Source organism: Heyndrickxia acidicola, from assembly GCF_001636425.1.
Taxonomy (GTDB): Bacteria; Bacillota; Bacilli; order Bacillales; family Bacillaceae_C; genus Bacillus_AE; species Bacillus_AE acidicola.
The window spans coordinates 3644000-3668986 of sequence record NZ_KV440953.1; the positions used below are offsets into that span (position 1 = coordinate 3644000).

Below are 24987 nucleotides of genomic sequence, written 5' to 3' on the forward strand. Positions count from 1 at the left end.
GGAATTTTCAAAAAAGACCTTGACTTTAAGAATGAGCGGCTGTATATTCATTCTTAACATTTAAATGAATGGGAAAAACAATGATGAGGACCAGTAAAATGCTTGAAGTCTTTTTCAGAGAGGAAATGACCTGGTGAAACATTTCCAAAAGACCGCATTTGAACCTGCCTTCTGAGTTCTGTATCGACGAATACTAAGATACAAGCGGGTCATTCCGTTATCTGTTTTGAGTGTATAGCTTGGCGTATGGCCAAAGCTGTAAATAAGGGTGGTACCACCAGGCCTCGGTCCCTTTTACGGGATGGGGGCTTTTTTGCGTTCAAAAAATAATTAAAGGGTGATGAGCATGGGAAATGTTAAGAAGTTTGTAGAAGAAATAACCTCCATGGATGTGGATTTTGCACAGTGGTATACCGATGTTGTCAAGAAGGCTGATTTAGTCGATTACTCCAGTGTAAGAGGATCGATGATTATCAGGCCCCATGGATATGCGATTTGGGAAAACGTACGGGACGTATTGGATGCGAAAATTAAGGAAACAGGCCACGAAAATGTGTATCTGCCTTTATTTATTCCTGAAAGTCTTCTGCAAAAAGAAAAGGATCATATTGAGGGCTTTGCACCTGAAGTGGCTTGGGTTACACATGGCGGATCCGAAGAACTGACGGAGCGTTTGTGCGTCCGCCCAACATCAGAGGTTTTATTCTGTGAGCATTATGCAAACATTATTCATTCCTACCGTGACCTCCCTAAGCTTTATAATCAATGGAGCAATGTAGTGCGCTGGGAAAAGACGACGAGACCGTTTTTACGTACACTTGAATTTCTATGGCAGGAGGGCCACACGTGCCATGCCACAGATGAAGATGCGCACGAGGAAACAAAGAAAATGCTTGAGGTATACGCCAGCGTATGCGAAGAGTACCTGGCTATTCCAGTATTGAAAGGGCAGAAGACGGAAAAAGAGAAGTTTGCAGGAGCAAAATTCACTTATACCATTGAAAGCCTTATGCATGATGGAAAGGCACTTCAAACCGGTACCTCCCATCATCTCGGCACTGGCTTTGCTGAGGCGTTCGGCATCCAATATACAGATCGTAATGGAGAGCTTCAGAACGTCCATCAAACCTCCTGGGGCATCACAACACGATTAATCGGCGCTTTAATTATGGTGCATGGGGATAATCGCGGCTTAGTGGTCCCTCCAAGGATTGCCCCTACTCAAGTGATGATCGTTCCAATTGCGCAGCATAAACCAGGCGTTCTGGATAAAGCATACGAACTAAGAGACCAACTGAAGAAAGTGGCTAGAGTTGGGATTGATGCCAGTGATAAAATGCCGGGCTGGAAGTTTAATGAGTATGAAATGAAGGGCATCCCGCTGCGTTTGGAAATCGGACCAAAAGATATCGAGAACGGGCAGGCCGTCCTTGCCAGAAGGGATACGGGTGAGAAAGTGCAGGTAAGGCTGGACGAACTGGAAGCAAGGATAGTAGAGCTTTTAGAGGAGATTCAACAGAATCTATTGAAAAAAGCCCGAGAGCTGCAGGCTTCAAAAACGAGAACAGCTGTTACAATGGAGCAGTTCAAAAAAGAGCTTGAACAGAATCCGGGGTTCATTAAAGCGATGTGGTGTGGAGATTTGGCCTGTGAGAATTTTATCAAAGATGAAACCGGTGCGACCTCCCGCTGCATTCCATTTGAACAGGAAAGAGTGGCGGACACCTGCGTTTGCTGCGGCGGCGAAGCGAAAGAGCTGGTTTATTGGGCCAAAGCGTATTAATGGTAATGACAACCGGGAAATTTTTGAGGCGTGTATCTCCTGGATCAGGAACCAACAAACTTGAGCAGAAAAAGAGCGAGAACCTGCCAAATAGGCCGCGAAATGGCAGTGTAGAATAAAATGAAGCCGCACGGGAGAGAGCCTTCTGTGTGGTTTTTATTTTACTTTATTAACCATGGCTGTATTCGAATAGATTGTTGCTTTACGTATAAAGAATCTATCCGTATGTGGCCTATCTTCGTGGCATCTTTTCGTTAGTTATTTAAAAGTTTTAATACTTTTATCACTTTTTGTGTCAGATAGCAACATAGTTTACGAAAAGAGCCTTAATCATCAATCAAATTTGTTTTTAAGACGAATTTTTTCTTAGAGCTTAGTTAACAGTGTAAAATCTAAGGGAAATCTAAAGAATAATTTATATAATAAGATTGCACTACTTTTAATTCTGGGAATGCTACAAAGAAAAGGGTGAAAATCGATGCATATATTACTCGTAGAAGATGACGCTCCGCTTCAAAAGATTGTTTCATCTATTCTCAAGGACGAAGGCTATACGATTGATCTTGCCGATGATGGCCTTGATGGCCTTTTAATGACCAAAACGGGTATTTACGATCTGCTGATCATTGATATTATGCTTCCGAGCCTGGATGGTTTAGCACTGATAAAAGAATTGCGCAAAAGCGGGTTCTATACACCGTCTCTCATTTTAACCGCTAAGGATAGTGTAGAGGATAAAGTAAGCGGTCTGGATGTCGGGGCAGATGATTATTTGGTGAAACCTTTTGATACACAGGAATTTCTGGCAAGAATCCGCTCAGTGCTCCGCCGTGCCGGCAAGCTGGGAAATGAAGGGAAAATACATTACGGACCGATTGTGCTGGATACACAAGAGCATCGGGCATTTATTGGCGAACAAGACTTAAAGCTGACCATTAAAGAATATGAGCTCTTTCATTATATGATTCAAAATCGGGAACAGCTGTTGACAAGGGAGCAGATTTTTGACCGTATTTGGGGGCTGGAGTCCAACACGGGTGACGCCATTGTTGACTTATATATTCATTACGTAAGAAAGAAGCTTTCTGCTTTTAAGTGCGATTCCATCATCCGCACGATTCGCGGAGTCGGATATATGGTGAAAGCAGAGGGACAAAATGTTTGAAAAAACAAGAATTAAGCTGGTTGTATTAAACTCTATTGTCTTTTTTATTATTTTAAATAGCTTTGGTGTTTCTTTATATTTTTATATGAGATATCACTTATATTCTCAGGTAGATAAACAGCTTTTGGATGTGCGGACTCATCTTCTTAACGAGCCGGAGCATCATTTTGAAAACATGATGAATCCTGAAACAGAAGGAACCCGGCAAATTGAGTATTTATTTTGGGGGACGGATGAAAAAATAAAAATGACGCTTCCGGAGCATACGCTTGTTCCCAGAAATGTTTATCCGCTATTGGAGAAGGTCAGTGGCAGCGAGAGTCTGCACACCATCACAAAAGCGGGTTCTTCTTATCGGTTTGTCAATATTCCGGTACAATATGATGTCACTATTAAAGGAAAAAAGGAAGCGATTGAGAAGGTACAGCTTGTGTACAGTCTTTATGGCGAACAGGAGCTGCTGAGGCATCTATTAATGGTGGTTGCAGTAGGAAGCCTCATGAGTATCATAGTGGCGATTTTAGCCGGTTTCTATCTGGCGAACAGGGCATTAATTCCTATTAAAAATGCCTGGAATAAGCAATCACGGTTTGTCGGGGACGCATCACATGAGCTAAGGACCCCTTTGTCCGTCATGAAGCTGAACCTTGAGAGGTTATTTCGCCATCCAAACCGTACGATCGAGGAAGAAAGTGAAAACATCTCAGAAGCGATTCAAGAGATTAATTATATGACCAAATTGATATCCAACCTTTTGACCCTTGCCAGATCGGATAGTGATCAAATGGAAATAAACCGCGAACCGATCCGGCTTGATAAAATCCTTTCAAAAGTATTTTACGGATTTGAGGAATTGGCCAAGCTAAAGAACATTGCGATGGATGCGTCCATTGCTTCTCCTCTTGAAATCATAGGAGACCAGGAAAGGATCCGCCAGCTTTTTGTTATCTTGCTGGATAATGCAGTGAAGTATACAAAAGAAGCAGGAAAGATCACGGTCCAGGCATCCGCAAAAGGCTCTCAGGTAAGAGTGGAAATCATCGATACGGGAGTAGGGATATCAAAGGAAGAGCTTCCTTTTATCTTTGACCGGTTTTACCGCGGGGACAAATCGAGAACGCGAAATTTTGAAGGCTCCGGTCTGGGGCTTGCGATTGCCCAATGGATTATCCAGTCACATGATGGAAAAGTCCGGGTCAAGAGCCAGCTGGGAGAAGGAACGGAAGTAAGTATTAGTTTTCCAATATGTAAAGAATGATAGAAAAACTGTATCCACGCTGGGTGCAGTTTTTTATCGTTTAGGAATAAAATGAAAAAGTTTTTGTCCCTGTCTCATTCGTTTGTTGTTTAGGCTCTTTTCGTAAACTGTATTGCTATTTGGCTCAAAAAAGGAGCATAAACCCAGGTTCAGTATTAAAACTTTTATTAACTTACGAAAAGATGCCACGAAGACAGACAGCATACGGAATAATCCTTTTATACGTAAAGCAACAATTTATGCGAAAACAGCCATTGTTTATGAAAGTGAGTTCGCCGCTTGTAAAAAAATTTTGCCCTTCTAAGTAAATTCAAATGTTCTCTTTTTATACTTTTTATTATAGAAGAATCAAAGGACTATTGGAGGCATTAAACATGACGAAGATGAGCAATAAAATGATAGGGCTCTGCTCTGCAGCTATTAGTGCCATTTATATAACAGGATTGGTCACAACGCAGGAAGCGCAAAGTAAAGCGGTAAACCAGGAAGCTGGGCCAGTCTCTAACCAGCTAACTCAGCATCAACAGTATAGCAAGCCGGCAGAGCAGCAGATTAAGACAACAGGAACAACACCCTCTCCCAAGCACCTAATTCATAAGCAACCTCAATCTGCCAAAAGCCCCAAAATATATAAAAACGGTACGTATACAGGTTCCGCTTCTAATCGGATTGGCTCGGTAACGGTAGCAGTGACGATTAAACAGGATAAAATCACCAATGTAGCCATTACAAACTGTGATACGCATTATTCAGAAGCCCGCATTGATGGACTGCCTCAGCAGGTGGTTGCAAGACAAAGCGAAAATGTAGATATTGTTTCAGGTGCAACATTAAGCTCTGAGGATTTTCAAACTGCTGTGGAACAGGCATTGCAGTCCGCTAAAGTGTAAAAAGGCAGGTGACCGTAATGATTAGCCCCATAAAAAAGAAGAAATTCGAAAAGACAGAAGTCTATATGGACACGTACGTTACGATAAAAGTGATAACAGAGCAGCCTGAAAAAAAGGCGGAAGCATGTATACAAAAGGCTTTTCAGCAGTTTTACTATGTAGAAAGAGTCTGCAGCCGTTTTGACGCTGCCAGTGAATTAAGGCAGTTGTCAATGCATGTAGGTACTCCTGTCAAACCCAGCGAGCTTCTTTTTCAAGCCCTTGCCTTCGCGGTGGAAATGGCAAAGCTTACAGACGGGGCATTCGATCCCTCTATTGGACAGACTCTTGAAAAGGCCGGCTTTAATAAAAATTTTCGCTCAGGTGAAAAAATCCAGTTTGAAGCACAGGGCACAGCCGACTACCGGGATATTTTAGTGGATGAAAAGGAACGTTCCATCACGTTGAGTAAACCGATGGTGCTCGATTTAGGAGCTGTGGCAAAAGGGCTCGCAGTCGATTTAGCGGTGAAAGAACTGGCGGGGGTTGAGAGCTTTGTGATAGACGCTGGAGGCGATCTTTATGTGCATGGATTAAATGAAAATGATGTGCCTTGGCGTGTTGGGATTCAGCATCCGCATAAAAAGACGGAGCTCCTTGGTACAGTGGAATTAACCGATTCTGCCGTCTGTACTTCTGGAAACTATGAGCGGATAAGTGAAAAAGGAATTCACCATCTTTTGCATCCTCATACGAGTGAAGCGGTAAAAGGTGTGACAAGCTGTACAGTCATTGCCCCTTTTACGATGCTTGCTGATGCCTTTTCTACCGCCGTTTTTATAATGGGCCCGCAGGAAGGCTTAAGGTTATTGGAGGAAAATGGGCTGGAAGGAATCCTTATGACATCTGAAAACGAATTGATTATGACAAAAGGAATGGAGAGATATGGTTATGCAGCATGCGGATCCGAATGAGCGAAATATCAGCCGGCAGCGTACAAATTCAAGCGAACGGACTACACGCACTATGGGACCAGGCTATCCGGAAAGTAGAAGAACAAGGGTGATGCCTGAAAAAAAGAAAAAGCCCAGTCAGTTACAAATTTTTAGAAGGTCCCCAAAAGGTTATTTACTTGGCATTCTGTTAGTTTTGGCGATTGTGGGAGAGTGGAATTCAGATCCCGCAGGTGGGCTGAAAAACATGGTGATTGCAGTCGTCACTGGTCTTATAGTAGATATGGGCGTTTCAATTTATCAAAAAAGAAAGAGGATTTTTCCGGATGGGGCAGTGTTAACCGGTTTGATTATCGCAATGGTGCTGGGCTCAGATGTACCCTGGTATCAGACCGTTGCCGCTGTAATTTTTGCGCTTATCTCAAAGCACGTTTTTGTTACGGGAAGAAAGCCTATTTTTAATCCGGCAGCCTTCGGTTTATTTTTAGCTCTTCTTTTATTCCAAAGTGATGAAAGCTGGTGGGGAAGCCTCACCCTGCAGCCATGGTGGTTTACTTTTGTCGTCATTATTGGAGGGTTTATCATAACCAATAAGGTTCAAAAGTTCCCTCAGATACTGACATTCTTAGGAGTGTATCTTGGTTTGTTTTTAGTCATTAGCTTAGCGCATTATAAGGACGTAAGTGAGGTCTTTCTTTCTCCATTTATTAACTCGGCCCTATTCTTAGCATTTTTCATGCTGACAGATCCTCCAACCTCGCCCGGGAAAGACAAGGATCAAGTGATCTTCAGCTTGATTGCTGCCATTATAAGTGTAGGCTGCTATGTCTTTTTTGGAGGTTTATCCTACTTGTTTATTGGATTACTTGTCTCCAACGGCTGGAAGGCGTGGAAAGCGAAGAAGGCAGGCCAGTTAAGAAAGCAAAAACAGCTTGCCTAACGAAGGATATGGATCCATTCATTTCCAATAAAACCCTCTTTTTAATGATAAATTATTAAAAAGAGGGTTTTGCTTTGGAGAAGGAAACAGTGTTAAAGGAAGAAGGTCAATTGGTGATGCTGGATGCTTTGCTTAATGAGAATCCACAGTTTAAATGGTTTTATAGGGACTTGGAAAAAGGGTTCCTTTTTTAAAATCTTCAAAGCAAATGATCTGTAAAGACTCAATGCAAATTTTTTAATCATATAAATTGAACGTATACCCAGGGCTCCCCTAACATCAGTGGATAGCAAGTGCCTGCATCGGAAATCAACAGGGCAAGCTAAAAGAATGGTTATGTTCTCTAGTGAATAGGGAAAATCTATAGTATATTCATTCTAAAAGCAGCTTGTACTAATGCTGACGACTATAGGAGGCCACCAGTGAAAAGGAAAAATTGGATATACGTTGTCGTAGTAGCCGTACTTTGTGCAGCCGTTCTATTTATTGTCTTAATGCCAGGGCGTGACATGCAGAATGTAATGGCACCAGGGAAAAAAGTGAAATATGTAAAAAAGGAATCGCTGCCTGTACCTAAACACATTGTCATCGTAATGGAAGAAAACCATTCGGATCAAGAGATTATAGGGAATTCCAAAGCCCCTTATATGAATAAGCTTGCTAAAATGGGAATGAACTTCACCAATATGCATGCGATTACACACCCAAGCCAGCCAAATTATATCGCTTTGTTTTCAGGAAGCACACAGGGCGTAACAAGCGACAGCTGCCCACATTCCTTTAATGCACCGAATATGGCTGAGGAACTAACAAAGGCAGGCAAAAGCTTCGCAGGCTATTCTGAGGATCTTCCAACCGTTGGGTTTAAAGGCTGCAGTTCCGGATTGTATTATCGGAAGCATAGTCCCTGGGTCAACTTTACCAATCTCCCGGCTAGTGTGAATAAGCCGTTTTCCATGTTCCCGAGCGATTATTCCAAGCTTCCAACGGTGTCCTTTGTGATTCCTAACCTGAACAACGATATGCATAATGGAACAATAGAAGAAGCGGATAAATGGTTAAAAACGAATATCGATCCTTATATTAAATGGGCCAATAAGAACAACAGCCTTTTCATCCTAACCTGGGATGAAGATGACCATTCCAGTACCGAAAATAAGATTCCGACCATTTTTGCGGGACAGATGGTGAAATCGGGCAAAACGGATCAAAAGTACAATTTATACTCCATTCTCAGAACCATAGAAGACATGTATGGATTGCCAGCATTAAAGAACAGCCAATATGAAGCGCCTGTTCTTGGAATCTGGAAGCCTTAATAATGTTACCTTTTTTAGGGCTTGAAATGGTTGGAGAGACAAGACTTAGGCTAATGATTTTGGATTGAGAATAATGGATCAATGAGGTAGTACAATGAATGAAGATGAACGCAAAACGATTGATTCAAAGTATATACAGCAGCATCTGGCGAATGAACGCACCTTTTTAGCATGGGTCCGGACTGCTCTTGCGTTGGTCGGGGTTGGATTTTTAATGTCAAATCTGCATTTTTCTGCTCAGTGGGTGCAGCTTGAGAGAGGGGGCACCCTGGCAAAAGCTATTGGCATTTGTTCTTTTGTATTGGGTGTCATCATAGTAGGAATGGCAAAGTTCAGCTATTTCAAAAAAAGCATAGACATTAATGAACAAACCATTCGCTTTTCGAAAACGCTCGTCTTACTTCTCGCCGTCTCAACAGCCCTTGTGATAGCGGTCTTTGGTTTCTACTACCTGTTTGTGTGGGAAACAGCCCATTAACCCGTTAACCTTCCTTGCTGGGAAGGTTTTTTTTATTGGTGTTATCGCTTTAATACAGTAAAGCGAAGAAGGGGTCTGACCCTTTTAGTGGAGTAAAGTAGTAAAGTAAGATAGTGGTCTTGGTTAGGTCTATTTACCTAATTCGCCCGTAAATCTTATTTTTCGCCCGTAAGTCTGTTTGGAGAGCCCTAGGAGCTTATATTACGTGTGAAATTTTCTTTTGCAAAGGCCTGCGGAGATACATTCAGTCTTCTCAGAGCAGCAAAGTATAAACAGAGTACTAAAAATCTCTAACTGCATATAATTTATTCCATTAAACTGGTACGATATAGATATTCATAATGGCAAAGGGGCGCTTGAAGATGTCCAGGGAGTCTATAATTGGTTTAGCCGTTTCAGCAGCGCTGCTGGCTTATTATCTTTTTGTTTTCTACCAACAGGGGATGCTGCAGCTTAAAAAAGGAAAAATACTATATCCGGATAAACCTATTCAGTTAAAAGATCCCCATAATTTTCCGTTGCGGCTAAAAACGTACCCTCAAGGAAAAATGCGATTATTCCTGATTATTCTTGTCTTTGGCGTTGGAATCAGTATAGTGTTGATGTTCCTGTGCCTTTCAGGAAGAGTGCCTGAGCTGACAGACTTTTATGCTGCCGTTATTCCGTCACTAATTATCCTTCCATATTACTTGCCTTTTGAAATCAGGGAGGATGGAATCGTCTTTCGCCGCTTTATTAAATGGTCTGCTATAGGCTCCTGCACATTCGAGTATATTGGTGTTTATCATACCCACTACACACAGACAAGTCCTGAAGAAACCTGTTTTACCATGCATTTCAATAACTATGAGGATAAAAAAATGACTAGAGTGCTTGTTGTAACAGAGGAGCAAAAAGCTAAAATTGAAACACTCCTTGAACATTACGGCATAAAAACAGTAGAGAAGAAGGCTGATAATACCTTCGCATACTAATCAAAAAAGAGGCGTAATCGATCATCGCCGCTTTTGCTTGTGTCCCACAGCAACTACAATCCTATTAGAGGGAAGTTTGTTATTCATTGCATCATAAACCAATATTCAGATTGGTCAGCCTTGAAATATGCCCGGCTAAAAGCAAGCGGACAATAAGAGACAGATATCTGCTTTAAGTATCTGAACAGCTGCTCTTTTTACAGGAAATATCTTCAATGCTTTTTGAATGGCGCAATGGGGAAAAATTAAAAGAAAACAGCATGATGTAATGGTAATAAAAGACGGACGGCAGGATTTTTAAGCAAGTCATCAAACGGTGGAGTGAAACAATTAACGAATCGCTGAGGTAGGGGAGTGCGCTATGGAAGAACAACCATCAATACGTGAAAAGCGCAAGGATGAACATGTTCGCTTGGCTTTAAATACAAATCAAACGCAGCCATCGGACTTTGATGCTCTCTATTTAGTACACCGTTCACTTCCCGAGTTGGATAAAGAAGAGGTTGATTTAAGAACTCGTTTGGGCAATTTAACATTAGCATTTCCGATATATATTAATGCCATGACAGGCGGGAGTGAGAAAACAGGAGCCATCAACGCTGCCTTGGCTGAAGCAGCAAAGGAAACGGGCATTGCAATGGCTGTTGGTTCACAGCATTCCGGCCTGCGCAATGAAAAGGTAGCTGATACTTACAGGATTGTCCGCAAGAAGAATCCGAATGGAGTCATTTTTGGCAATGTAGGAGCGGATGCACCATTGGATTATGCCCTGAGAGCCATTGATATGCTAGAGGCAGATGCTCTTCAGATTCACTTAAATGTTCCGCAGGAGGTTGTGATGCCTGAGGGAGATAGGCATTTTTCAGGAATACTTAAGAAAATAGAAACCATTATAAAAAAAACCTCCATCCCCGTCATCATAAAGGAGACCGGTTTTGGCATGTGCAGGGAAACACTGGAGCAGCTAAAAACATGCGGCGTTCAATTTGTAGATGTAGGCGGAGGAGGAGGAACTAATTTTGTTCATATTGAAAATGAGCGGCGGGAAAAAAGAGATTATAGCTATCTAAAGGGCTGGGGACAATCAACCCCTATTTCTCTGCTTGAGGCTCAGCCATTTCTGAAGGATATGACGATTCTTGCTTCAGGAGGAATTCGAAATCCACTGGATGCTGTTAAATCGATGGCTCTGGGGGCATCGGCGGCCGGAGTGGCAGGGGCTTTTTTGAGGGTCTTAGATAAGTGCGGCACAGAAGGCTTAGTAGAGGAAATGAAAGCATGGAAGGAGCATCTGAGGATGATTTTTCTAATGCAGGGTGCACAGTCTTTGGAACACATCGCCAAATGTCCAATCATTGTGACAAAGAATGTTCGCGAGTGGTGTGATCTCCGCGGATTGGATGCAGGTATACTCGCTTCGAGAAGCCTGAATTGATTTCGATGGGGTTTATTTCACCTGCAATACAAAAATTGTCTTATATGAATAAAATTAGTACCGCATGTCCCTTTAACAACGTTTGAAAAAGGTGTATAATAGAAAGGCTTCCAGCATAGTCTTTACATTTAATGCAATGAAAATTTTAAAAAATCTGCATTATATGTTAATATGCGGATACAATGTAATAAAGATTTATAAAACATAATTTATTGGGGGTAACAATATGCCTGATCCTGAACCGGAACCTATTTTTTGGCATCCTGATAAAGCTGACAGGGTGCAAGGGTATGGTAGGAAAATGGGAAATGCAATGACAGATATGGAGTTTAAACTGAATCGGAAAGGAATTTTTTCTAAAAAAACAGGGACACCTGTGATGCCGAAGGAAATTCGCCGTATTGGCCTTGGAGCCATTGGTTTTTTAGTCCTGATGCTTGTTGCAGCCATTATATTGAATCTCATTGAAATTTTTATAAAGTAAAAAATTTGCTTCCATATATGTTTCTGTATATGGAAGTTTTTTTATTTTTTCCCGGTCCGAATCAACTCTAATGAGAATTATTTCTGAAGAAAGGTTTAAAAGAGTGGGAAATAGGTTAATAGAATAATGTTAAAGACATACATAGTATTTAAAATATTGAGGAGCTTATTAGGGGCTATGATAAAGAGTGAGTTAGAATGGATGAGAGAAGAGATTAGACAGCTTAAAGAACAAATAAGCGAATATGAACATCTTATTAAAGACATATCCGCTCCCATTATTCCATCTGTAGTGCCAGATACGATTTTGGTTCCAATTACTGGCCGATTGTCAACTGATAGATTTCACATAATTGTACAAAAGATACTGGATACTGTACATACAAAGCAAGTCGGCACGGTCATTATTGATTTTACTGCCATTACGGAAAAGGAAGCCGGAGAAATAGAGGTTCTGGGAAGGAATATTGAAAAATTGATTTCTTCCTTGGGGTTAATGGGTGTTCAAGTGATTTTTGTCGGGTTTTCACCTTCTATTACACGGGTCCTGGTCAAATCTAAGCTGACTGTGCTTGGTGAACTGAAAACTTTCCTGAGTTTTCGGTCAGCCCTTCAATTTTTAATGAAACAAAAGGGTTTAAAATTTGAGAGCATTATATAACAAGGCTCTTTTTATAAAAACATTGCTTCTATTAATAATAGTTTAGTATGTAAATGCTTAAAATAATGGACGAAATGATGCCGCGACGATGGGCAAGGTACAGAATTGTCCATTGAACGAAAAACAGTAATAACACCTGCAAAAGGACTTGTGGGTGTTTTTGCTGAGGGATGTTTTACCTCGTCTGTTACACTATGGGAAATAATAGAAAGAGGTCTGAAAATGATTCCTTTTGAAAAAGAACGGTTGGTACCTATAAATCAACATTTGTTTAATGTGAAATCTGTCCTGTGGCTGAAACATAATTTCCATTTATTAGAACAATCTCCCAATCAGACAGGCTTCGAACGAATAATTTAATATGAGAGACATACAGATTTACCAAATATAGATAAAAATTATAGGTATAAATAACTGAATAATGGTATGATTCAGTTAATAATTGGCGTTTTTTATAGCGAGAGTTGTAAAATAGCATAAAGAGGAGAAAGGAGCTGTCTTCTATGGTTAAACGTATTCAGATTCCAGGAAGTGAAAGGTCTGCATTGCCGAAAGCGAAAAAAACAGGTCCAGCAATGCTGGATCATGAGATTACTGTAACGGTTTATCTCCGTCGCAGCTCAGGGAATGAAGACTTGACTGAGATGATGAAAAATATGGCGGAAAGGCCATTCTCCCAACAATACCTGTCCAGAAGTGAATTTGAACAAAAATATGGACTTGAAGACGAGTCTGTAAAAAGGGTTGAAGAATTTGCCCGAGAATATAATTTGAAGGTAAAAGAAACAAATACGGCTTCTGGTACTATTATGCTCTGTGGAACAGTAGAAAATTTTAACAAAGCTTTTAATGTGGAGCTTTCAGAATATGAGCATCCAGATTTCAAATACCGCGGACGTACAGGTCCAATTGAGGTACCTGAAGGACTGAGTGATATTGTCCTTGCTGTGCTGGGGCTGGATAACCGCCCGCAAACAAGGCCGCATTTTCGGGTGCTGAGTGAATCCAGGACGGGAAACTTCGCTCGCAGCCAAGCTTCAAGAAGCTCTTATACGCCAGTGCAAATTGCTGAGCTTTATAATTTTCCGCAAAACGTTGACTGCAGCGGACAATGTATTGGCATTATTGAATTAGGCGGGGGCTATACAGATAATGATTTACAACAGTATTTTTCTAATCTTGGTATGCCAATGCCTGAGGTAACCGCTGTAAGCGTGAACGGAGGAAAAAATGCTCCGGAGGGAAATCCAAATGGTGCAGACGGAGAAGTCATGCTGGATATTGAGGTAGCTGCCGCTGTGGCACCTGGAGCAAAAATTGCTGTATATTTTGCACCTAATACGGATGCTGGTTTTTTAAATGCCATCACAACTGCTATCCATGATAAGAAAAATAACCCTTCCGTCATCTCCATCAGCTGGGGTTCCGCGGAGGCTAATTGGACCAGCCAGGCTATTCAGGCCATGAATCAGGCATTCCATGATGCCGCTGCTCTTGGGGTCACCATTTGCAGTGCTGCAGGAGATAATGGATCCTCAGACGGGGTAAACGACGGTTCGGTTCATGTTGATTTCCCAGCATCCAGCCCGTACGTTTTAGCCTGCGGCGGTACTAAGCTGCAGGGATCTGGCCAAACCATTTCAAGTGAAGTGGTCTGGAATGAACAGAATAATGGTGCAACAGGCGGGGGTGTCAGCACTGTATTCAGCCTTCCGGATTATCAAACAAATGCCGGTGTTCCTGCGCTGGCAGGCAATGGCGGCAATAAAGGCCGCGGGGTTCCAGATATTGCTGGAAACGCAGATCCTGTAACAGGATACGAAGTCTTAGTGGATGGCCAGTCCTTTGTTATTGGAGGGACCAGCGCTGTAGCCCCTCTTTGGGCAGGTCTGGTAGCCATTTTTAATCAGCAGCTTGGACGTCCAGTAGGCTTTTTGAATCCGGCCCTCTATCAAATTGGGCAAAAGGGAGGAAGCTTCCGCGATATCACAAGCGGAAACAATGATACATCCGGAAGCGGCTCTTATACCTCCGGGCCAGGATGGGATGCATGTACAGGCTGGGGCAGCCCTAATGGAGTAAACCTCCTTCAAGCCTTGCAGGCGATGCAGCCTGCGGAAGTGTGATGCTTTTAAAGGATTTTAGTAGTACAAGAAAAAGTCAGCTTTTAAATAAAGACCATCAAAGTGCTGACGAAAAGAGTGCAAGAGAATATTTAAAAGAAAGAGTCCCTCTTCAGTGTAAAGAGGGACTCTTTCTGTTTAGCAGGAGCAAGGTTCTTTGTCCAGTAACTGGCTCAAGGAGACTGCAGACTTGTCTTTTTTTTTCAATCAGTCAGACATTTATCCAATTAAACGTTGAAACCTTTCTACTTGGTATCAACCACTTTATATTTTGCCTGGGTTAGATTGATAACGGTACTGGTAGGGTCGTTATCTTTGAATTGAACAGCTGTAACGGTATATGTACCCGGCTTCAAGTCATCTCCCGATAGATTGACGAAGGATTGAGTATCTCCGGTTACTTCTTCGGTTGATGCGAAGGTTTGGTTAATATAAAGGAAAGTTAAGAGCCTGCCGTCAAAGTTTGTGTAATAGGTTCCCAGCTGATCCACAATGTCTGTCTTTTTTGCATCTACAATAACGGCTTTATTCCTCGACGTATCTCCATTTTGGTTACTTAAAATTAATTGGGCTTTTCCTTTTTGAACGGGATTTTTAGGAAAAGGATAGGTGCTTGTTGTTTTGGTATTTTTTCCTTCCGCTTGAGGGGGAGGGGTGTTTGTTTTTCCGTTTTGTCCTGTGCAGCCAGCTAAACCGATAGCTAACGCTGCTGCAATCACACTTGTACAAATTTTTCTCATGACTTTCATCCTTCTCAAGTAATTCCGCAAATATAACGGTATATTTTGTGAACTTTCTTTGTATGGTTATCACAAAAACATTAATTTTTAGTTATTTTATATCCTTACCAATTTTCCTAATATCATCATACCCCTAATGGGAGAATGTTTCTATACTTTACTGCACAAAAGGGGTCAGACTCCTTTTGTGCAGTAAAGTAATAAAGGATTCACTTTGTTGCGATTGTCCGATGAGATATCGCAGATGTAAAGGCAGCTATAGCAAGGGCGCTCAAAATGGTATTATTTGATATTATTTTTTCAAAAAGCAGGTTATATTTGATTATAATGGGTAAATAATTATTCGGAGAAGTTATATGAAAATGAGGTGCATAATTGTATGGACACCTACGAATATCTACTTATAATGAAAGAATTAAGCCGATTATTCCGGGATTATGAGAAGTGTTCTGATCCTGGAATAAAAAGAGAAATATGTACAGACATTGAGCTTTTAAGCGAGGTTATAGCGTCTTAACCTAACCATCTTCAAATAATGGCTGAGATAGAGGATCCATTTTAATAGCAACGCTTATTCCTCCTTTTTTAATACATTCTTACATTTAAATGCATGCCGTTTTAGGTATGTATTTTTTTATGTTTATAAGGGCTGGTTAATTAAAAATCGGATCCCGCCGGATCCGATTTATGGTGATACACGGTAAAAAGCTTTAATTAAGGCTCTTTTCGTAAACTTTGTTTCTATTGGACATGAAAATATCATTTTAAATATATATTCCGTAATAAAACTTGTAAAAAACATACGAAAAGATGCCACGAAGATAGACAACACACGGAATAATCCTTTGTACGTAAAGCAACAATCTATGCGAAAACATCCTTAATTAAACGTTTGATTAAATCCTTATTTGAGGATGTGTTTAGCGCCAATATAGCGGTCTTTCCAATATTTATCAGACATGTTCACTGTTTTTACCCCTTTAGAAGTAGCTCCAATGAATTTTCCTCCTCCCAAGTAAATCGCTGCGAAGGAGACCTTCCCTTTTACTGGGCCAGTTGCATAGAAGACCAAATCGCCTTGTTTTAAATTCTTGAGGCTGACGGCTTTCCCTATTTTATACTGATCTGCGCTAGTGCGCGGAATAAACAGCTTTGTTGCTGCTTTTTTATAGATATATTGGGTAAAGCCGCCTGCATCAAATCCGCTTGGGCTGGTGCCACCATATTGATAGGTTTTTCCTTCATACAGCTTAGACACGGCTCCTACTTCTTCGCCATAGTTAATTGATGCTGAGGCTTTGGCTAGTGGAGTATACAAAAAAGCTGCAGCCAATGCAAAAATGGCAGCAATGGCAATGAAGGATTTTGTTTTTCTTACCTGTAAAATCATCATCTCTTTTCCCCCTATTATCTTTGTTCTGTTTAATACGTTTCAATTTATGTGTGCATTATCCAGAAGATTCCAAAGTTGTAATTTTCTAAAAACGAGATCTCTTATCCTCATTCAAGATTAATTGTTAACACTTTGTTATCACAATGTAATGAATAAAGAGTGTATTTATAATGAAAACGGGTATATATCTAGTAAAGACAAGGAGGAAGATAATGATGGCAAAAAAAAGTGCATATGTCTTAGCTGGGCTTGGTGTCGCAGGGATTTCTTATTTTTCTTCTAAAGAGAACAGACATAAAACAATGATCACATTTAATAACTTGAAAAAACGGGCAGAGTCATGGATGAATAAACAAAAACATCCAAATAACACGATGACCAAAGCCGGCCATCCTGACCCAATGGATGTAGCAGATAATAAAATGGTCGATGAAGGTGCCCAGTATAGCGTTCATTACTATAATAAAGAAAAACAACAAAATTAAACTGGGACGTGCTCTAATAAGCCGTTCTACTCATACAAAAATATACGGGGATTGAAATTGTCAAAAAGCAGTGGATTCGAGCCATGAATCGCACTGTTTTTTTATTGCATTAACGCACGAAAGGGGTCTGACCCCTTTTGTGCGTTAATGCGTTAAAATATTTAATTGCCAGATTCTTAGTTTCTAAATTATGGTATAGTGATGAAAAGAGCTTTGTTTGAATATACCTGTATCTAGGAAGAGAGAGCGGGGGGCAGGGTCTTGAACAAGCAAATCGTACTTTCGGATATAATATGCTATTTGATTTTTCCACTGGTGATTTGGCATGTATGCAGAAGCATGCTGGGAGATTATCCTGCAATGCTTGTATCATCTATTCCAGGTATTCTTTATACGGTTTACCGGTTTATTGCCGTTCGGAAAATGAATATTTTCGGTATTTTTATGGTGACAGATCTGGTGATTGGGACGCTGGTTGATGTGACAGCCGGGTCAGGCACTCAAATGCTATGGAATGAGGCTGTTTATTCTATCATCATGGGAGTGTTTTTTGGTTTTACTATATTCATAAACAAGCCTATTGTGCTGTATTTCTGCCTCGATTTTACTGAACTGCAGGGACATAATCGTAAAAAAATGAAACCGCTCTTTTACAGGAAAGAGATCTTACGAATCTTTAATCTGATTACTTCTTTATTCATTTTAAGAGAGCTCTTGGGAGGCATTCTGAAGATGTGGCTGGTATCTGAGTATGGAGCAGACGCATTCAATAAGGGGATTATTGAAAAGCAAATTCTGAATTGGGGAATATCTGCACTTGCCGTTTTTGGCTTCATCTATATTTCGAAAAAGCTGAACGAACAAAAGCCCCCGCCCCCAGCTCTCAATAAAGAGGAAGCGAATAAGGCTTAGTATTAATTTGATTGCGTCTCTATTCGCAGCAACAATATTTCTGCGCTGATTTAAACGGCGTAAGACAAGCAAAATACGGACTTGCTGATTGTACGAAAACCAACAGCTATGGTAAAAAACTGTATAAAAGGAGTGAAAGCAATGGGAATTAGTCTTGTTCCTGTCTCCAGAGAAAACTGGGAAGAGGCATTGTCGCTGGAAGTTTTGGAAGAACAAAAGCCGTTTGTCCCCTCTGTCGCTGTGTCGCTAGCAAAGGTTTATATAAAACCGGATGGAGAGAATGTGCAGTATCTCCCGTTTGCTGTTTATGCAAGCAATCAAATGGCAGGCTTTATCATGCATGCGTTTGTAGAACAGACAGACGATATGTATTGGATGAATGGATTTTTGATTGACCGCAGATTTCAGGGGAAAGGATATGGAAAAGCAGCAATCAACGCAATGATTCATTGGATTCAGAAGCAATTTCCTCAGTGCCGCGCCATTCAGCTGACTGTCCATCCGGATAATCAAACGGCAAAAGGTCTATATAGGAGCATTGGCTTTGTTCAAACCGGTGAAAAAATGGGGGAAGAGGAAGTGATGAAGCTATCCGTATAAGGGTTTTCTAAAGCAGTCTCGTTGAGTCTTTCAAGCTTATACGAGACTTTTTTTCTATTCGTTCTCATAAAAAATGCACCCTCATAGACAAGGTCCTAAAGGATTCCAGGATGTGGCGATATGCGCGTACTGCGTCTGCTTTTAAATTTATGTACGACTTTGTACACCTCCTTTCTAGGAATATGCGTCATCTTGTTTTTAATTCCTTCAACTTACAGAATTCCATTAGAACTAAAGCTTTGCAAATGCTCAATGTAGATATTGACTTAAGAATGCAGCGATCAGGAAAAAGAGAGCTAAACAAAAAACTCAACAGAAGCCACGCCCTTTGTTGATTGAAGCAGAAGGCACAAGACTCCTGCGGGAAAAGTGCGTTAAGGGGGACCCTAACTGCCCGAGGCAAATGAAATAAAAAGGTAAAATTCGTCTTATAAATAGGTAATTTGTACCGATAAAGATAGAGAGGGTTTGTTTAAAGGATAGATTAAGAGAGAAATTCTCCACTTGCTCCAACAAGGAATTGGGAGCAGCATTTTAAAACTGTTAAGAGCACTGAAAATAAAAATTGAGGTCAAACGATGCAGGCAAATAAAGAACAAAAGCAGGCCTTGAGCGTAATGGCAATTCATATCCTTTTCTATTACGTCTGGCTTATCTATTTTAAGGGAAAGCATGGGATACTGATGGCTGGTGGGGACACTTTCCAAATTACGGCCCCTGTCATCTCCGCTTATTATATTTTTCGAAATGGATATAAAAAAAGTCGAAAGGATCATGTTTTTTGGCTGATGATTGGGATGGGAAGTATTTGTTTCTTCCTGGCCCAATCCGTTTGGAATATGGATGAATGGTTTTTAAAGATAGAACCGCCCGGTTTTGGGGCATCGCATGTTTTTGGGGGAGCAGAAGTCATTTTGTTTTTTGCTGCTATGATTGTGAAAATGGTGCAGTTAAGCTCTCATAGAAAAACAATAAAAATGATGTTCGATATCTTGATTGTCATGGTAGTCGCCACTACCCTGAGCTGGGAATTTTTACTGAAACCGAATTGGGCGCATTATGCAGGAACCGATTGGCTTTCAGTGCTGCGATTTGCTTTTACCCCTATTGGAGATTTAGGCCTTTTGTTCGGGGCTCTTGCTATTACTTATACATCAGAGAAATTGAAAGCGGGTGCTTTAAGCTTCCATTTTACAATGGGAATGATGATTTTGGTTCTGGCAGACTCCTACTATTGTACAGAAGGATTATCCGGAGTTTATGCTACTGGAAATTTAATTGATCCTCTATGGTCTATTTCCCTGTTTTTAATTACGCTATCATCTATATATAGCCAGTCATCCATTAACGGGGAGCAAGAAAATCTTCATGAAAGAAGATTAAGCGTGCAGGTTGATCAAAAGCCGTTAAGCGAATATTTTTATCTGGTATTACCCTACTTTGCTGTTGGTTTATTGTTTTGTATTATGCTGACAAAAGTTCAGCTCGATGCCATTTTTATCGGGCTGGCTATCTCCATTGTTCTTATTATATTGCGCCAAATTCTCACGCTGCTGGAAAATGAGGACATTTTGAAAAAATATCGTAAATTAACCTTTGAGCTGGATGAAAAAGTAAGAGAGCGAACGCGGGAGCTCGAGTATATTGCGTTCCATGACCAGTTAACAGGCCTTCCCAACCGCAGGCTGTTTGAACTGTTTTTACGGGAAGCCATCGACAAGGCTATAGAGGAAAATGAACAAATTGCTGTGCTGCTGCTGGATTTGGATCGTTTTAAACAAATTAATGACGTACTGGGGCACAGCATGGGAGATCTTCTGCTTGTCAGGATGGCAAATCGTTTAAAGCTGGCTGTTCATCATCACGGGAAAGTTTTTCGGCTTGGCGGTGATGAATTTATTATGATTTTGCCAGGGGTGACATTAGAGAAGGTAAAGGATCAAGCTGAAAAAATTAAGCGGGTTATAAATCGCCCCCTGAAGCTGGAAAGTGAAGAAATTAGAATATCAACAAGTATAGGGATTTCGCTGTTCCCGAATCATGGAACGGATGCGGCTACTCTCATGAAACAGGCCGACGTGGCTATGTATCAGGCAAAGGAAGCTGGGAAAAATGCCTATCAATTTTTTACGAATGATATGAAAAATCGCATATCAAAACAAATGATGCTGGAAAAAGGGATAGAGGATGCTTTGAAAAACAACGCCTTTCAACTCGTTTATCAGCCGCTTGTGTCTACCAAAGACAGCCGAATTGTCGGGGCAGAAGCCCTTCTGAGGTGGGAGCATCCCGAGCATGGCTATATTCCGCCGCTGGAGTTCATTCCAATTGCCGAAGAGACCGGACAGATTACTGACATTGGCTACTGGGTATTAGAGCAAGCGTGCAGACAAGCTGTCATTTGGTATGAAAAGGGCCATCGTCTCCACTTATCCATCAATATATCGGTTACACAGTTCAAGCAGGCCGACTTTATAAAAAGAGTAAACCATATCCTAGCAGTAACTAAGGCAAGGGGAGAGCTGCTTATTTTTGAAATAACCGAAAGTGTTGCGATATTGGATGCAGAGATGGTGTATAAAGTCCTTAATCAGTTAAGAGAGCTGGGAATCAGAATAGCCATTGATGATTTCGGTACGGGATATTCCTCTTTAAATTATTTGAACCGATTTCCTATTAGTACACTGAAGATTGATAAGTCTTTTATTGACCACATTGCTGAAAGCTACGAAGACAGGCAGATTGTCTCAACCATTATCGGGCTTGCTGAAACGATAAAAGCGTCCGTAATAGCAGAAGGTGTTGAAGAGGCTTCACAGATGGAAATTTTGCAAACCCTTGGCTGTTTTTACGCCCAAGGCTACCTCTTCAGCAAGCCTTTAAAGCCCCAGGACCTTGAAAAGAAACTATTGGGAGATCCAGTTGTACCCGTAATATGAGAAAAGCCGCTTTTTTATACACTGTCTAGCTTCAGCGCCAAACGGATATCGGATTTTTACGTTTCCTGACTGCAATAAGTCAACATCCCGTGTGAACGACTTCTGCGTGTTACCGATATCAAAGTTTTCTAAGACTAGAAATTATGACGCCGATAAGCTAGACGCGTAATCCGCTCAAAAATAAAATTAAATAAAAAAAAGAAGCTGAAGACCCACTGTATAGGTTTTTGGCTTCTTTTTTGTCTGCTCTGGTTTTAAAAAAAACGTTACTTGCCTCCTTAGCAGCGATGAGGAAGCGCCCCAACTGCCCGAACCGACCGCGGCGCAGAAAGCGAGTGCCTTTAGCGTAAATCAACCGGCAGGAAGAACAAAGTGCTGCTGCATAAGCATGTTAAGAAAGATAGGATAGAAAGGATTTGTGGGAATTTTTAAAAAAATAGTTAAACCTATTATTTTAAAGGGAATGGAGTAAAGGGTTCAATGCAAAGGAGGGAGAAAAATGGCATTTCACAGTCCGCAGCAAATCGCTCAGGCAACAGTGGATGCAGGGGTTAGGAAGGCGAGCCTGCCGCTTCGCAGTATGACTGTACTTGGTTTTCTTGCAGGTGCATTTATTTCTATTGGTTTTTTATTGGATATTAGAGTATCGGCTGATCTTCCGAAAGCCTGGGGCTCATTCGGGACATTCCTTGGGGCAGCGGTATTCCCTTTGGGTCTTGTTTTAATTGTCCTTGCAGGAGGGGAGCTTTTAACAGGAAACATGATGGCAGTTCCGCTTGCTGTTTTTATGAGAAGAGTTTCAGCCAAAAAGCTGGTATACAACTGGATCATCATTACAATCACTAACTTTATAGGGGCATTATTTGTTGCTTATTTTTTTGGACATGTAGTCGGTTTGACGGAAACCGGCCCTTTTCTTACAAAAACGGTAGCGATCGCACAGGCAAAAGTGGGAGAAAACTTCTGGGAAAGCCTTGTCTCTGCGGTGGGCTGTAACTGGCTTGTGGGGCTTGCGGTCTGGCTTGCTTATGGGGCTGAAGATATGAGCGGCAAAATTCTTGGAATCTGGTTTCCCATTATGGGCTTTGTCGCCATAGGATTCCAGCACGTAGTAGCCAATATGTTTGTTATACCTGCTGCCATTTTTGCGGGCAAGCTGGGCTGGGGGGATTACATTATGAACTTCATTCCTGTTTTTATAGGCAATGCGATTGGCGGATGCATCTTTGTTGCAATGGCCTATTGGCTGGCGTATAAGAACGATCTGGAAGCGGATCGTGCAGGCAGGATATAAGGATAAAAATTAGCGGAGATTCTTACGGGGAACTCCGCTCTTTTTTGTGAGTGTATTCGTAGTTTCAAACGGGGAGTAATGGCCCTTGGGATTCCCTTTAAATGGGAATTGATTGGCATAAAATGACCAGAAGGAGAAACAATACCTTTGTCTCGGTTGACGCGACAAAGTTAGTTTTCTTCTTTGTTGTGAAAGGGCTCTCTGTGCCGTAGCATTAATAGTGTAAATTATATATGAAAGGAAGAGCGCATATGGCTCAATCTAATATAAAAGTAGCTGTGCAAAAGTTCGGCAACTCTTTAAGCTCCATGATTATGCCAAACATCGGGGCGTTTATTGCCTGGGGACTTATTACTGCTTTATTTATACCTACTGGCTGGCTGCCTAATAAACATCTTGCTACGCTTGTAGGACCGATGGTTACCTATTTATTGCCGCTTCTGATTGGATATTCAGGCGGTAAGCTTGTCCATGGCGACCGTGGAGCAGTGGTAGGTGCGATTGCGACAATGGGTGTTATTGTCGGTACCAATGTTCCAATGTTTTTGGGAGCAATGATTATCGGGCCGCTTGGCGGTTATTTGATTAAGCAGGTGGATCGATTATTTCAGGATAAGATTCGTCAAGGCTTTGAAATGCTTATCAATAACTTTACGGCAGGGATTGTTGGTGCTATCTTAGCAGGCCTTGCTTATTTTGGAATCGGACCTGCAGTTGAAGCCTTAAGTAATCTGCTGGCTTCCGGTGTTAATTTCTTAGTTAAACATCACTTAATTCCTTTAGCCAATATCTTTATTGAACCAGCTAAAGTTCTGTTCTTAAATAACGCAATAGGAAATGGAATTCTGGTGCCTTTAGGAATTGAACAAGCAAAAACCGCAGGAAAATCGATTTTGTTCTTGCTTGAAGCAAACCCTGGTCCTGGTATCGGGCTGCTTTTGGCATACTGCTTCTTCGGTAAAGGAAATGCGAAGCAATCCGCTCCTGGTGCAGCGATTATTCAATTTCTTGGCGGGATTCATGAAATCTACTTCCCATATGTATTAATGAAACCACTTCTTATTCTTGCTGTCATCGCAGGCGGAGTTTCCGGTGTATTCACACTTTCCGTCTTCCATGCGGGCCTGGTTGCTCCGGCATCACCGGGAAGTATCATAGCTGTTCTGGCCATGACACCTAAAGGCGGTTACTTTGGAGTGTTAGCTGGTGTTATCGTAGCAGCGGTTGTGTCTTTTGTTATCTCTGCAATCATTTTAAAAACCTCAAAAGATAAAGAAGGCGATATCTCTGAAGCAGCAGCAAAAATGGAACAAATGAAAGGAAAGAAAAGCTCAGTCGCTGGTGCATTAGCATCCAATCCGGGAGCCCTTCCTGATCAAGTAAATAAAATTGTTTTTGCCTGTGACGCAGGTATGGGATCAAGCGCAATGGGAGCATCCCTTCTCCGCAAAAAAGTAAAAGAAGCTGGTTTGAATCATATCTCGGTTACAAATACCGCGATTTCAAACATTCCTTCAGATGCACAAATCGTTGTTACACAGGAAGAACTTACACCGCGTGCTAAAAACAAAATTCCTGGCGCTTACCATGTGTCAGTGGACAATTTCTTATCAAGCCCTGAGTATGACAGGTTAATCGGCCAGCTGAAAAACGGCGGCGATAAAGCTGAGGTTCATGAAGTGGTCGAAGAGGCGGAAGATAACACACCGCATCCTGATCAAAACGGAAATGCCGATCAAGGACTTCTGCTTGAGAAGAATATTTTCCTTAACCAGGAATTCTCCAGCAAGGAAGAAGCCATTCGCTTTGCCGGAAGAGCCTTGGCGGACTCAGGCTATGTGAAGGAAAGCTATATTGAAGCCATGATTGCGAGAGATCAAATGACCTCTACGTATATGGGTAATGATGTAGCCATTCCACATGGTACAGAAGAAGCGAAAAAGGATGTACTTCAATCAGGCTTTACGGTCCTGCAGGTGCCAAATGGCGTTGACTTTGACGGCCAAAAGGTCCGATTAATTTTCGGTATTGCCGGTAAAGACGGCACACATCTTGAAATTTTGTCAGGCATTGCTGTAACATGTTCAGAAATGGAAAATATCGAGAAGATGGTTGCTGCTAAAACAACCAGAGAATTAATGGACATACTAAATAGTAAATAATCATTTTGCAGAATAGAAAAG

21 protein-coding genes and 1 other annotated feature are annotated in these 24987 nt (G+C 41.3%); of the genes, 19 read left to right on the forward strand and 2 right to left on the reverse strand.

What is annotated here, in order from left to right; genetic code table 11:
* The first annotated feature begins 71 nt into the window (after positions 1–71).
* Positions 72–296 (forward strand) — a binding site (T-box leader).
* Between the two features lie 50 nt (positions 297–346).
* The 13 genes from proS to A5N88_RS17135 all read left to right on the forward strand — a co-directional run bounded on the left by proS (position 347) and on the right by A5N88_RS17135 (position 14444).
* Complete coding sequence (proS, locus tag A5N88_RS17075) at positions 347–1783, forward strand: proline--tRNA ligase (RefSeq protein WP_066268166.1); 1437 nt, start codon at positions 347–349, stop codon at positions 1781–1783.
* A 478-nt stretch (positions 1784–2261) separates the two neighbouring features.
* The gene (locus A5N88_RS17080) at positions 2262–2948 is read left to right on the forward strand and encodes a response regulator transcription factor (RefSeq protein ID WP_066268168.1); all 687 of its coding nucleotides are present in this window, start codon (positions 2262–2264) and stop codon (positions 2946–2948) included.
* Positions 2941–4206 carry a sensor histidine kinase gene (locus A5N88_RS17085; RefSeq protein WP_066268173.1) on the forward strand — a complete coding sequence of 422 codons (1266 nt, stop codon included), beginning with the start codon at positions 2941–2943 and terminating at the stop codon, positions 4204–4206. Before A5N88_RS17080 ends, A5N88_RS17085 begins: the two co-directional genes overlap by 8 nt.
* A 374-nt stretch (positions 4207–4580) precedes the next feature.
* Positions 4581–5096: an FMN-binding protein gene (locus tag A5N88_RS17090; RefSeq protein ID WP_066268175.1), complete on the forward strand. Its 516-nt coding sequence runs from the start codon at positions 4581–4583 to the stop codon at positions 5094–5096.
* A 17-nt stretch (positions 5097–5113) separates the two neighbouring features.
* Positions 5114–6049 carry an FAD:protein FMN transferase gene (locus tag A5N88_RS17095; protein WP_066268176.1) on the forward strand — a complete coding sequence of 312 codons (936 nt, stop codon included), beginning with the start codon at positions 5114–5116 and terminating at the stop codon, positions 6047–6049.
* The gene (locus A5N88_RS17100) at positions 6021–6968 is read left to right on the forward strand and encodes an RnfABCDGE type electron transport complex subunit D (RefSeq protein ID WP_083953188.1); all 948 of its coding nucleotides are present in this window, start codon (positions 6021–6023) and stop codon (positions 6966–6968) included. The genes A5N88_RS17095 and A5N88_RS17100 overlap by 29 nt, the downstream gene beginning before the upstream one ends.
* Positions 6969–7390: 422 nt before the next feature.
* The gene (locus A5N88_RS17105; RefSeq protein WP_232317589.1) at positions 7391–8287 is read left to right on the forward strand and encodes an alkaline phosphatase family protein; all 897 of its coding nucleotides are present in this window, start codon (positions 7391–7393) and stop codon (positions 8285–8287) included.
* 94 nt (positions 8288–8381) lie between these two features.
* Positions 8382–8765, forward strand: a complete 384-nt coding sequence (locus A5N88_RS17110; RefSeq protein WP_066268178.1) for a YidH family protein — start codon at positions 8382–8384, stop codon at positions 8763–8765.
* A gap of 362 nt (positions 8766–9127) precedes the next feature.
* Complete coding sequence (locus tag A5N88_RS17115) at positions 9128–9739, forward strand: DUF5673 domain-containing protein (protein WP_066268180.1); 612 nt, start codon at positions 9128–9130, stop codon at positions 9737–9739.
* 361 nt (positions 9740–10100) lie between these two features.
* Positions 10101–11174, forward strand: a complete 1074-nt coding sequence (gene fni / locus A5N88_RS17120) for a type 2 isopentenyl-diphosphate Delta-isomerase (protein WP_066268182.1) — start codon at positions 10101–10103, stop codon at positions 11172–11174.
* Positions 11175–11400: 226 nt separating this feature from the next.
* The gene (locus tag A5N88_RS17125; protein ID WP_066268184.1) at positions 11401–11658 is read left to right on the forward strand and encodes a hypothetical protein; all 258 of its coding nucleotides are present in this window, start codon (positions 11401–11403) and stop codon (positions 11656–11658) included.
* Positions 11659–11835: 177 nt separating this feature from the next.
* On the forward strand, positions 11836–12318 hold the full coding sequence (locus A5N88_RS17130; protein WP_083953189.1) for an STAS domain-containing protein: 483 nt from the start codon (positions 11836–11838) through the stop codon (positions 12316–12318).
* A 503-nt stretch (positions 12319–12821) separates the two neighbouring features.
* Positions 12822–14444 carry a S53 family peptidase gene (locus tag A5N88_RS17135; RefSeq protein WP_066268186.1) on the forward strand — a complete coding sequence of 541 codons (1623 nt, stop codon included), beginning with the start codon at positions 12822–12824 and terminating at the stop codon, positions 14442–14444.
* 242 nt (positions 14445–14686) lie between these two features.
* On the opposite strand, the gene A5N88_RS17140 is transcribed toward A5N88_RS17135, so the two are convergent.
* Both A5N88_RS17140 and A5N88_RS17145 read right to left on the reverse strand, forming a co-directional pair.
* Entirely contained in the window at positions 14687–15181 is a 495-nt protein-coding gene (locus A5N88_RS17140; RefSeq protein WP_066268187.1) for a hypothetical protein, read from the reverse strand.
* 904 nt (positions 15182–16085) lie between these two features.
* Complete coding sequence (locus A5N88_RS17145; protein ID WP_232317590.1) at positions 16086–16574, reverse strand: C40 family peptidase; 489 nt, start codon at positions 16572–16574, stop codon at positions 16086–16088.
* Positions 16575–16786: 212 nt separating this feature from the next.
* Between A5N88_RS17145 and A5N88_RS17150 the strand changes: the two genes are divergently transcribed.
* From A5N88_RS17150 to A5N88_RS17175, 6 genes are all read left to right on the forward strand, one after another.
* Positions 16787–17059, forward strand: a complete 273-nt coding sequence (locus A5N88_RS17150) for a YbyB family protein (RefSeq protein WP_066268188.1) — start codon at positions 16787–16789, stop codon at positions 17057–17059.
* Positions 17060–17320: 261 nt separating this feature from the next.
* A complete protein-coding gene (locus tag A5N88_RS17155) occupies positions 17321–17971 on the forward strand; it encodes a VC0807 family protein (protein WP_066268189.1) in 651 nt (216 codons plus the stop codon).
* A 141-nt stretch (positions 17972–18112) separates the two neighbouring features.
* Complete coding sequence (locus tag A5N88_RS17160) at positions 18113–18571, forward strand: GNAT family N-acetyltransferase (RefSeq protein ID WP_066268191.1); 459 nt, start codon at positions 18113–18115, stop codon at positions 18569–18571.
* 578 nt (positions 18572–19149) lie between these two features.
* Positions 19150–21510 (forward strand): DUF4084 domain-containing protein, encoded by a 2361-nt coding sequence (locus A5N88_RS17165; protein WP_066268193.1) that lies wholly within the window; start codon positions 19150–19152, stop codon positions 21508–21510.
* Between the two features lie 499 nt (positions 21511–22009).
* Entirely contained in the window at positions 22010–22804 is a 795-nt protein-coding gene (locus A5N88_RS17170; RefSeq protein ID WP_066268195.1) for a formate/nitrite transporter family protein, read from the forward strand.
* 251 nt (positions 22805–23055) lie between these two features.
* Positions 23056–24966: a PTS mannitol transporter subunit IICBA gene (locus tag A5N88_RS17175; protein WP_066268199.1), complete on the forward strand. Its 1911-nt coding sequence runs from the start codon at positions 23056–23058 to the stop codon at positions 24964–24966.
* The last annotated feature ends 21 nt before the right edge of the window (positions 24967–24987 follow it).

What these genes read in the sequence shown, in the direction of transcription:
- proS (WP_066268166.1), top strand. Translation starts at nt 347, where the DNA reads ATGGGAAATGTTAAGAAGTTTGTAGAAGAAATAACCTCCATGGATGTG.
- A5N88_RS17080 (WP_066268168.1), top strand. Translation starts at nt 2,262, where the DNA reads ATGCATATATTACTCGTAGAAGATGACGCTCCGCTTCAAAAGATTGTT.
- A5N88_RS17085 (WP_066268173.1), top strand. Translation starts at nt 2,941, where the DNA reads ATGTTTGAAAAAACAAGAATTAAGCTGGTTGTATTAAACTCTATTGTC.
- A5N88_RS17090 (WP_066268175.1), top strand. Translation starts at nt 4,581, where the DNA reads ATGACGAAGATGAGCAATAAAATGATAGGGCTCTGCTCTGCAGCTATT.
- A5N88_RS17095 (WP_066268176.1), top strand. Translation starts at nt 5,114, where the DNA reads ATGATTAGCCCCATAAAAAAGAAGAAATTCGAAAAGACAGAAGTCTAT.
- A5N88_RS17100 (WP_083953188.1), top strand. Translation starts at nt 6,021, where the DNA reads ATGGTTATGCAGCATGCGGATCCGAATGAGCGAAATATCAGCCGGCAG.
- A5N88_RS17110 (WP_066268178.1), top strand. Translation starts at nt 8,382, where the DNA reads ATGAATGAAGATGAACGCAAAACGATTGATTCAAAGTATATACAGCAG.
- A5N88_RS17115 (WP_066268180.1), top strand. Translation starts at nt 9,128, where the DNA reads ATGTCCAGGGAGTCTATAATTGGTTTAGCCGTTTCAGCAGCGCTGCTG.
- fni (WP_066268182.1), top strand. Translation starts at nt 10,101, where the DNA reads ATGGAAGAACAACCATCAATACGTGAAAAGCGCAAGGATGAACATGTT.
- A5N88_RS17125 (WP_066268184.1), top strand. Translation starts at nt 11,401, where the DNA reads ATGCCTGATCCTGAACCGGAACCTATTTTTTGGCATCCTGATAAAGCT.
- A5N88_RS17130 (WP_083953189.1), top strand. Translation starts at nt 11,836, where the DNA reads ATGATAAAGAGTGAGTTAGAATGGATGAGAGAAGAGATTAGACAGCTT.
- A5N88_RS17135 (WP_066268186.1), top strand. Translation starts at nt 12,822, where the DNA reads ATGGTTAAACGTATTCAGATTCCAGGAAGTGAAAGGTCTGCATTGCCG.
- A5N88_RS17140 (WP_066268187.1), bottom strand. Translation starts at nt 15,181, where the DNA reads ATGAGAAAAATTTGTACAAGTGTGATTGCAGCAGCGTTAGCTATCGGT.
- A5N88_RS17145 (WP_232317590.1), bottom strand. Translation starts at nt 16,574, where the DNA reads ATGATGATTTTACAGGTAAGAAAAACAAAATCCTTCATTGCCATTGCT.
- A5N88_RS17150 (WP_066268188.1), top strand. Translation starts at nt 16,787, where the DNA reads ATGATGGCAAAAAAAAGTGCATATGTCTTAGCTGGGCTTGGTGTCGCA.
- A5N88_RS17160 (WP_066268191.1), top strand. Translation starts at nt 18,113, where the DNA reads ATGGGAATTAGTCTTGTTCCTGTCTCCAGAGAAAACTGGGAAGAGGCA.
- A5N88_RS17165 (WP_066268193.1), top strand. Translation starts at nt 19,150, where the DNA reads ATGCAGGCAAATAAAGAACAAAAGCAGGCCTTGAGCGTAATGGCAATT.
- A5N88_RS17170 (WP_066268195.1), top strand. Translation starts at nt 22,010, where the DNA reads ATGGCATTTCACAGTCCGCAGCAAATCGCTCAGGCAACAGTGGATGCA.
- A5N88_RS17175 (WP_066268199.1), top strand. Translation starts at nt 23,056, where the DNA reads ATGGCTCAATCTAATATAAAAGTAGCTGTGCAAAAGTTCGGCAACTCT.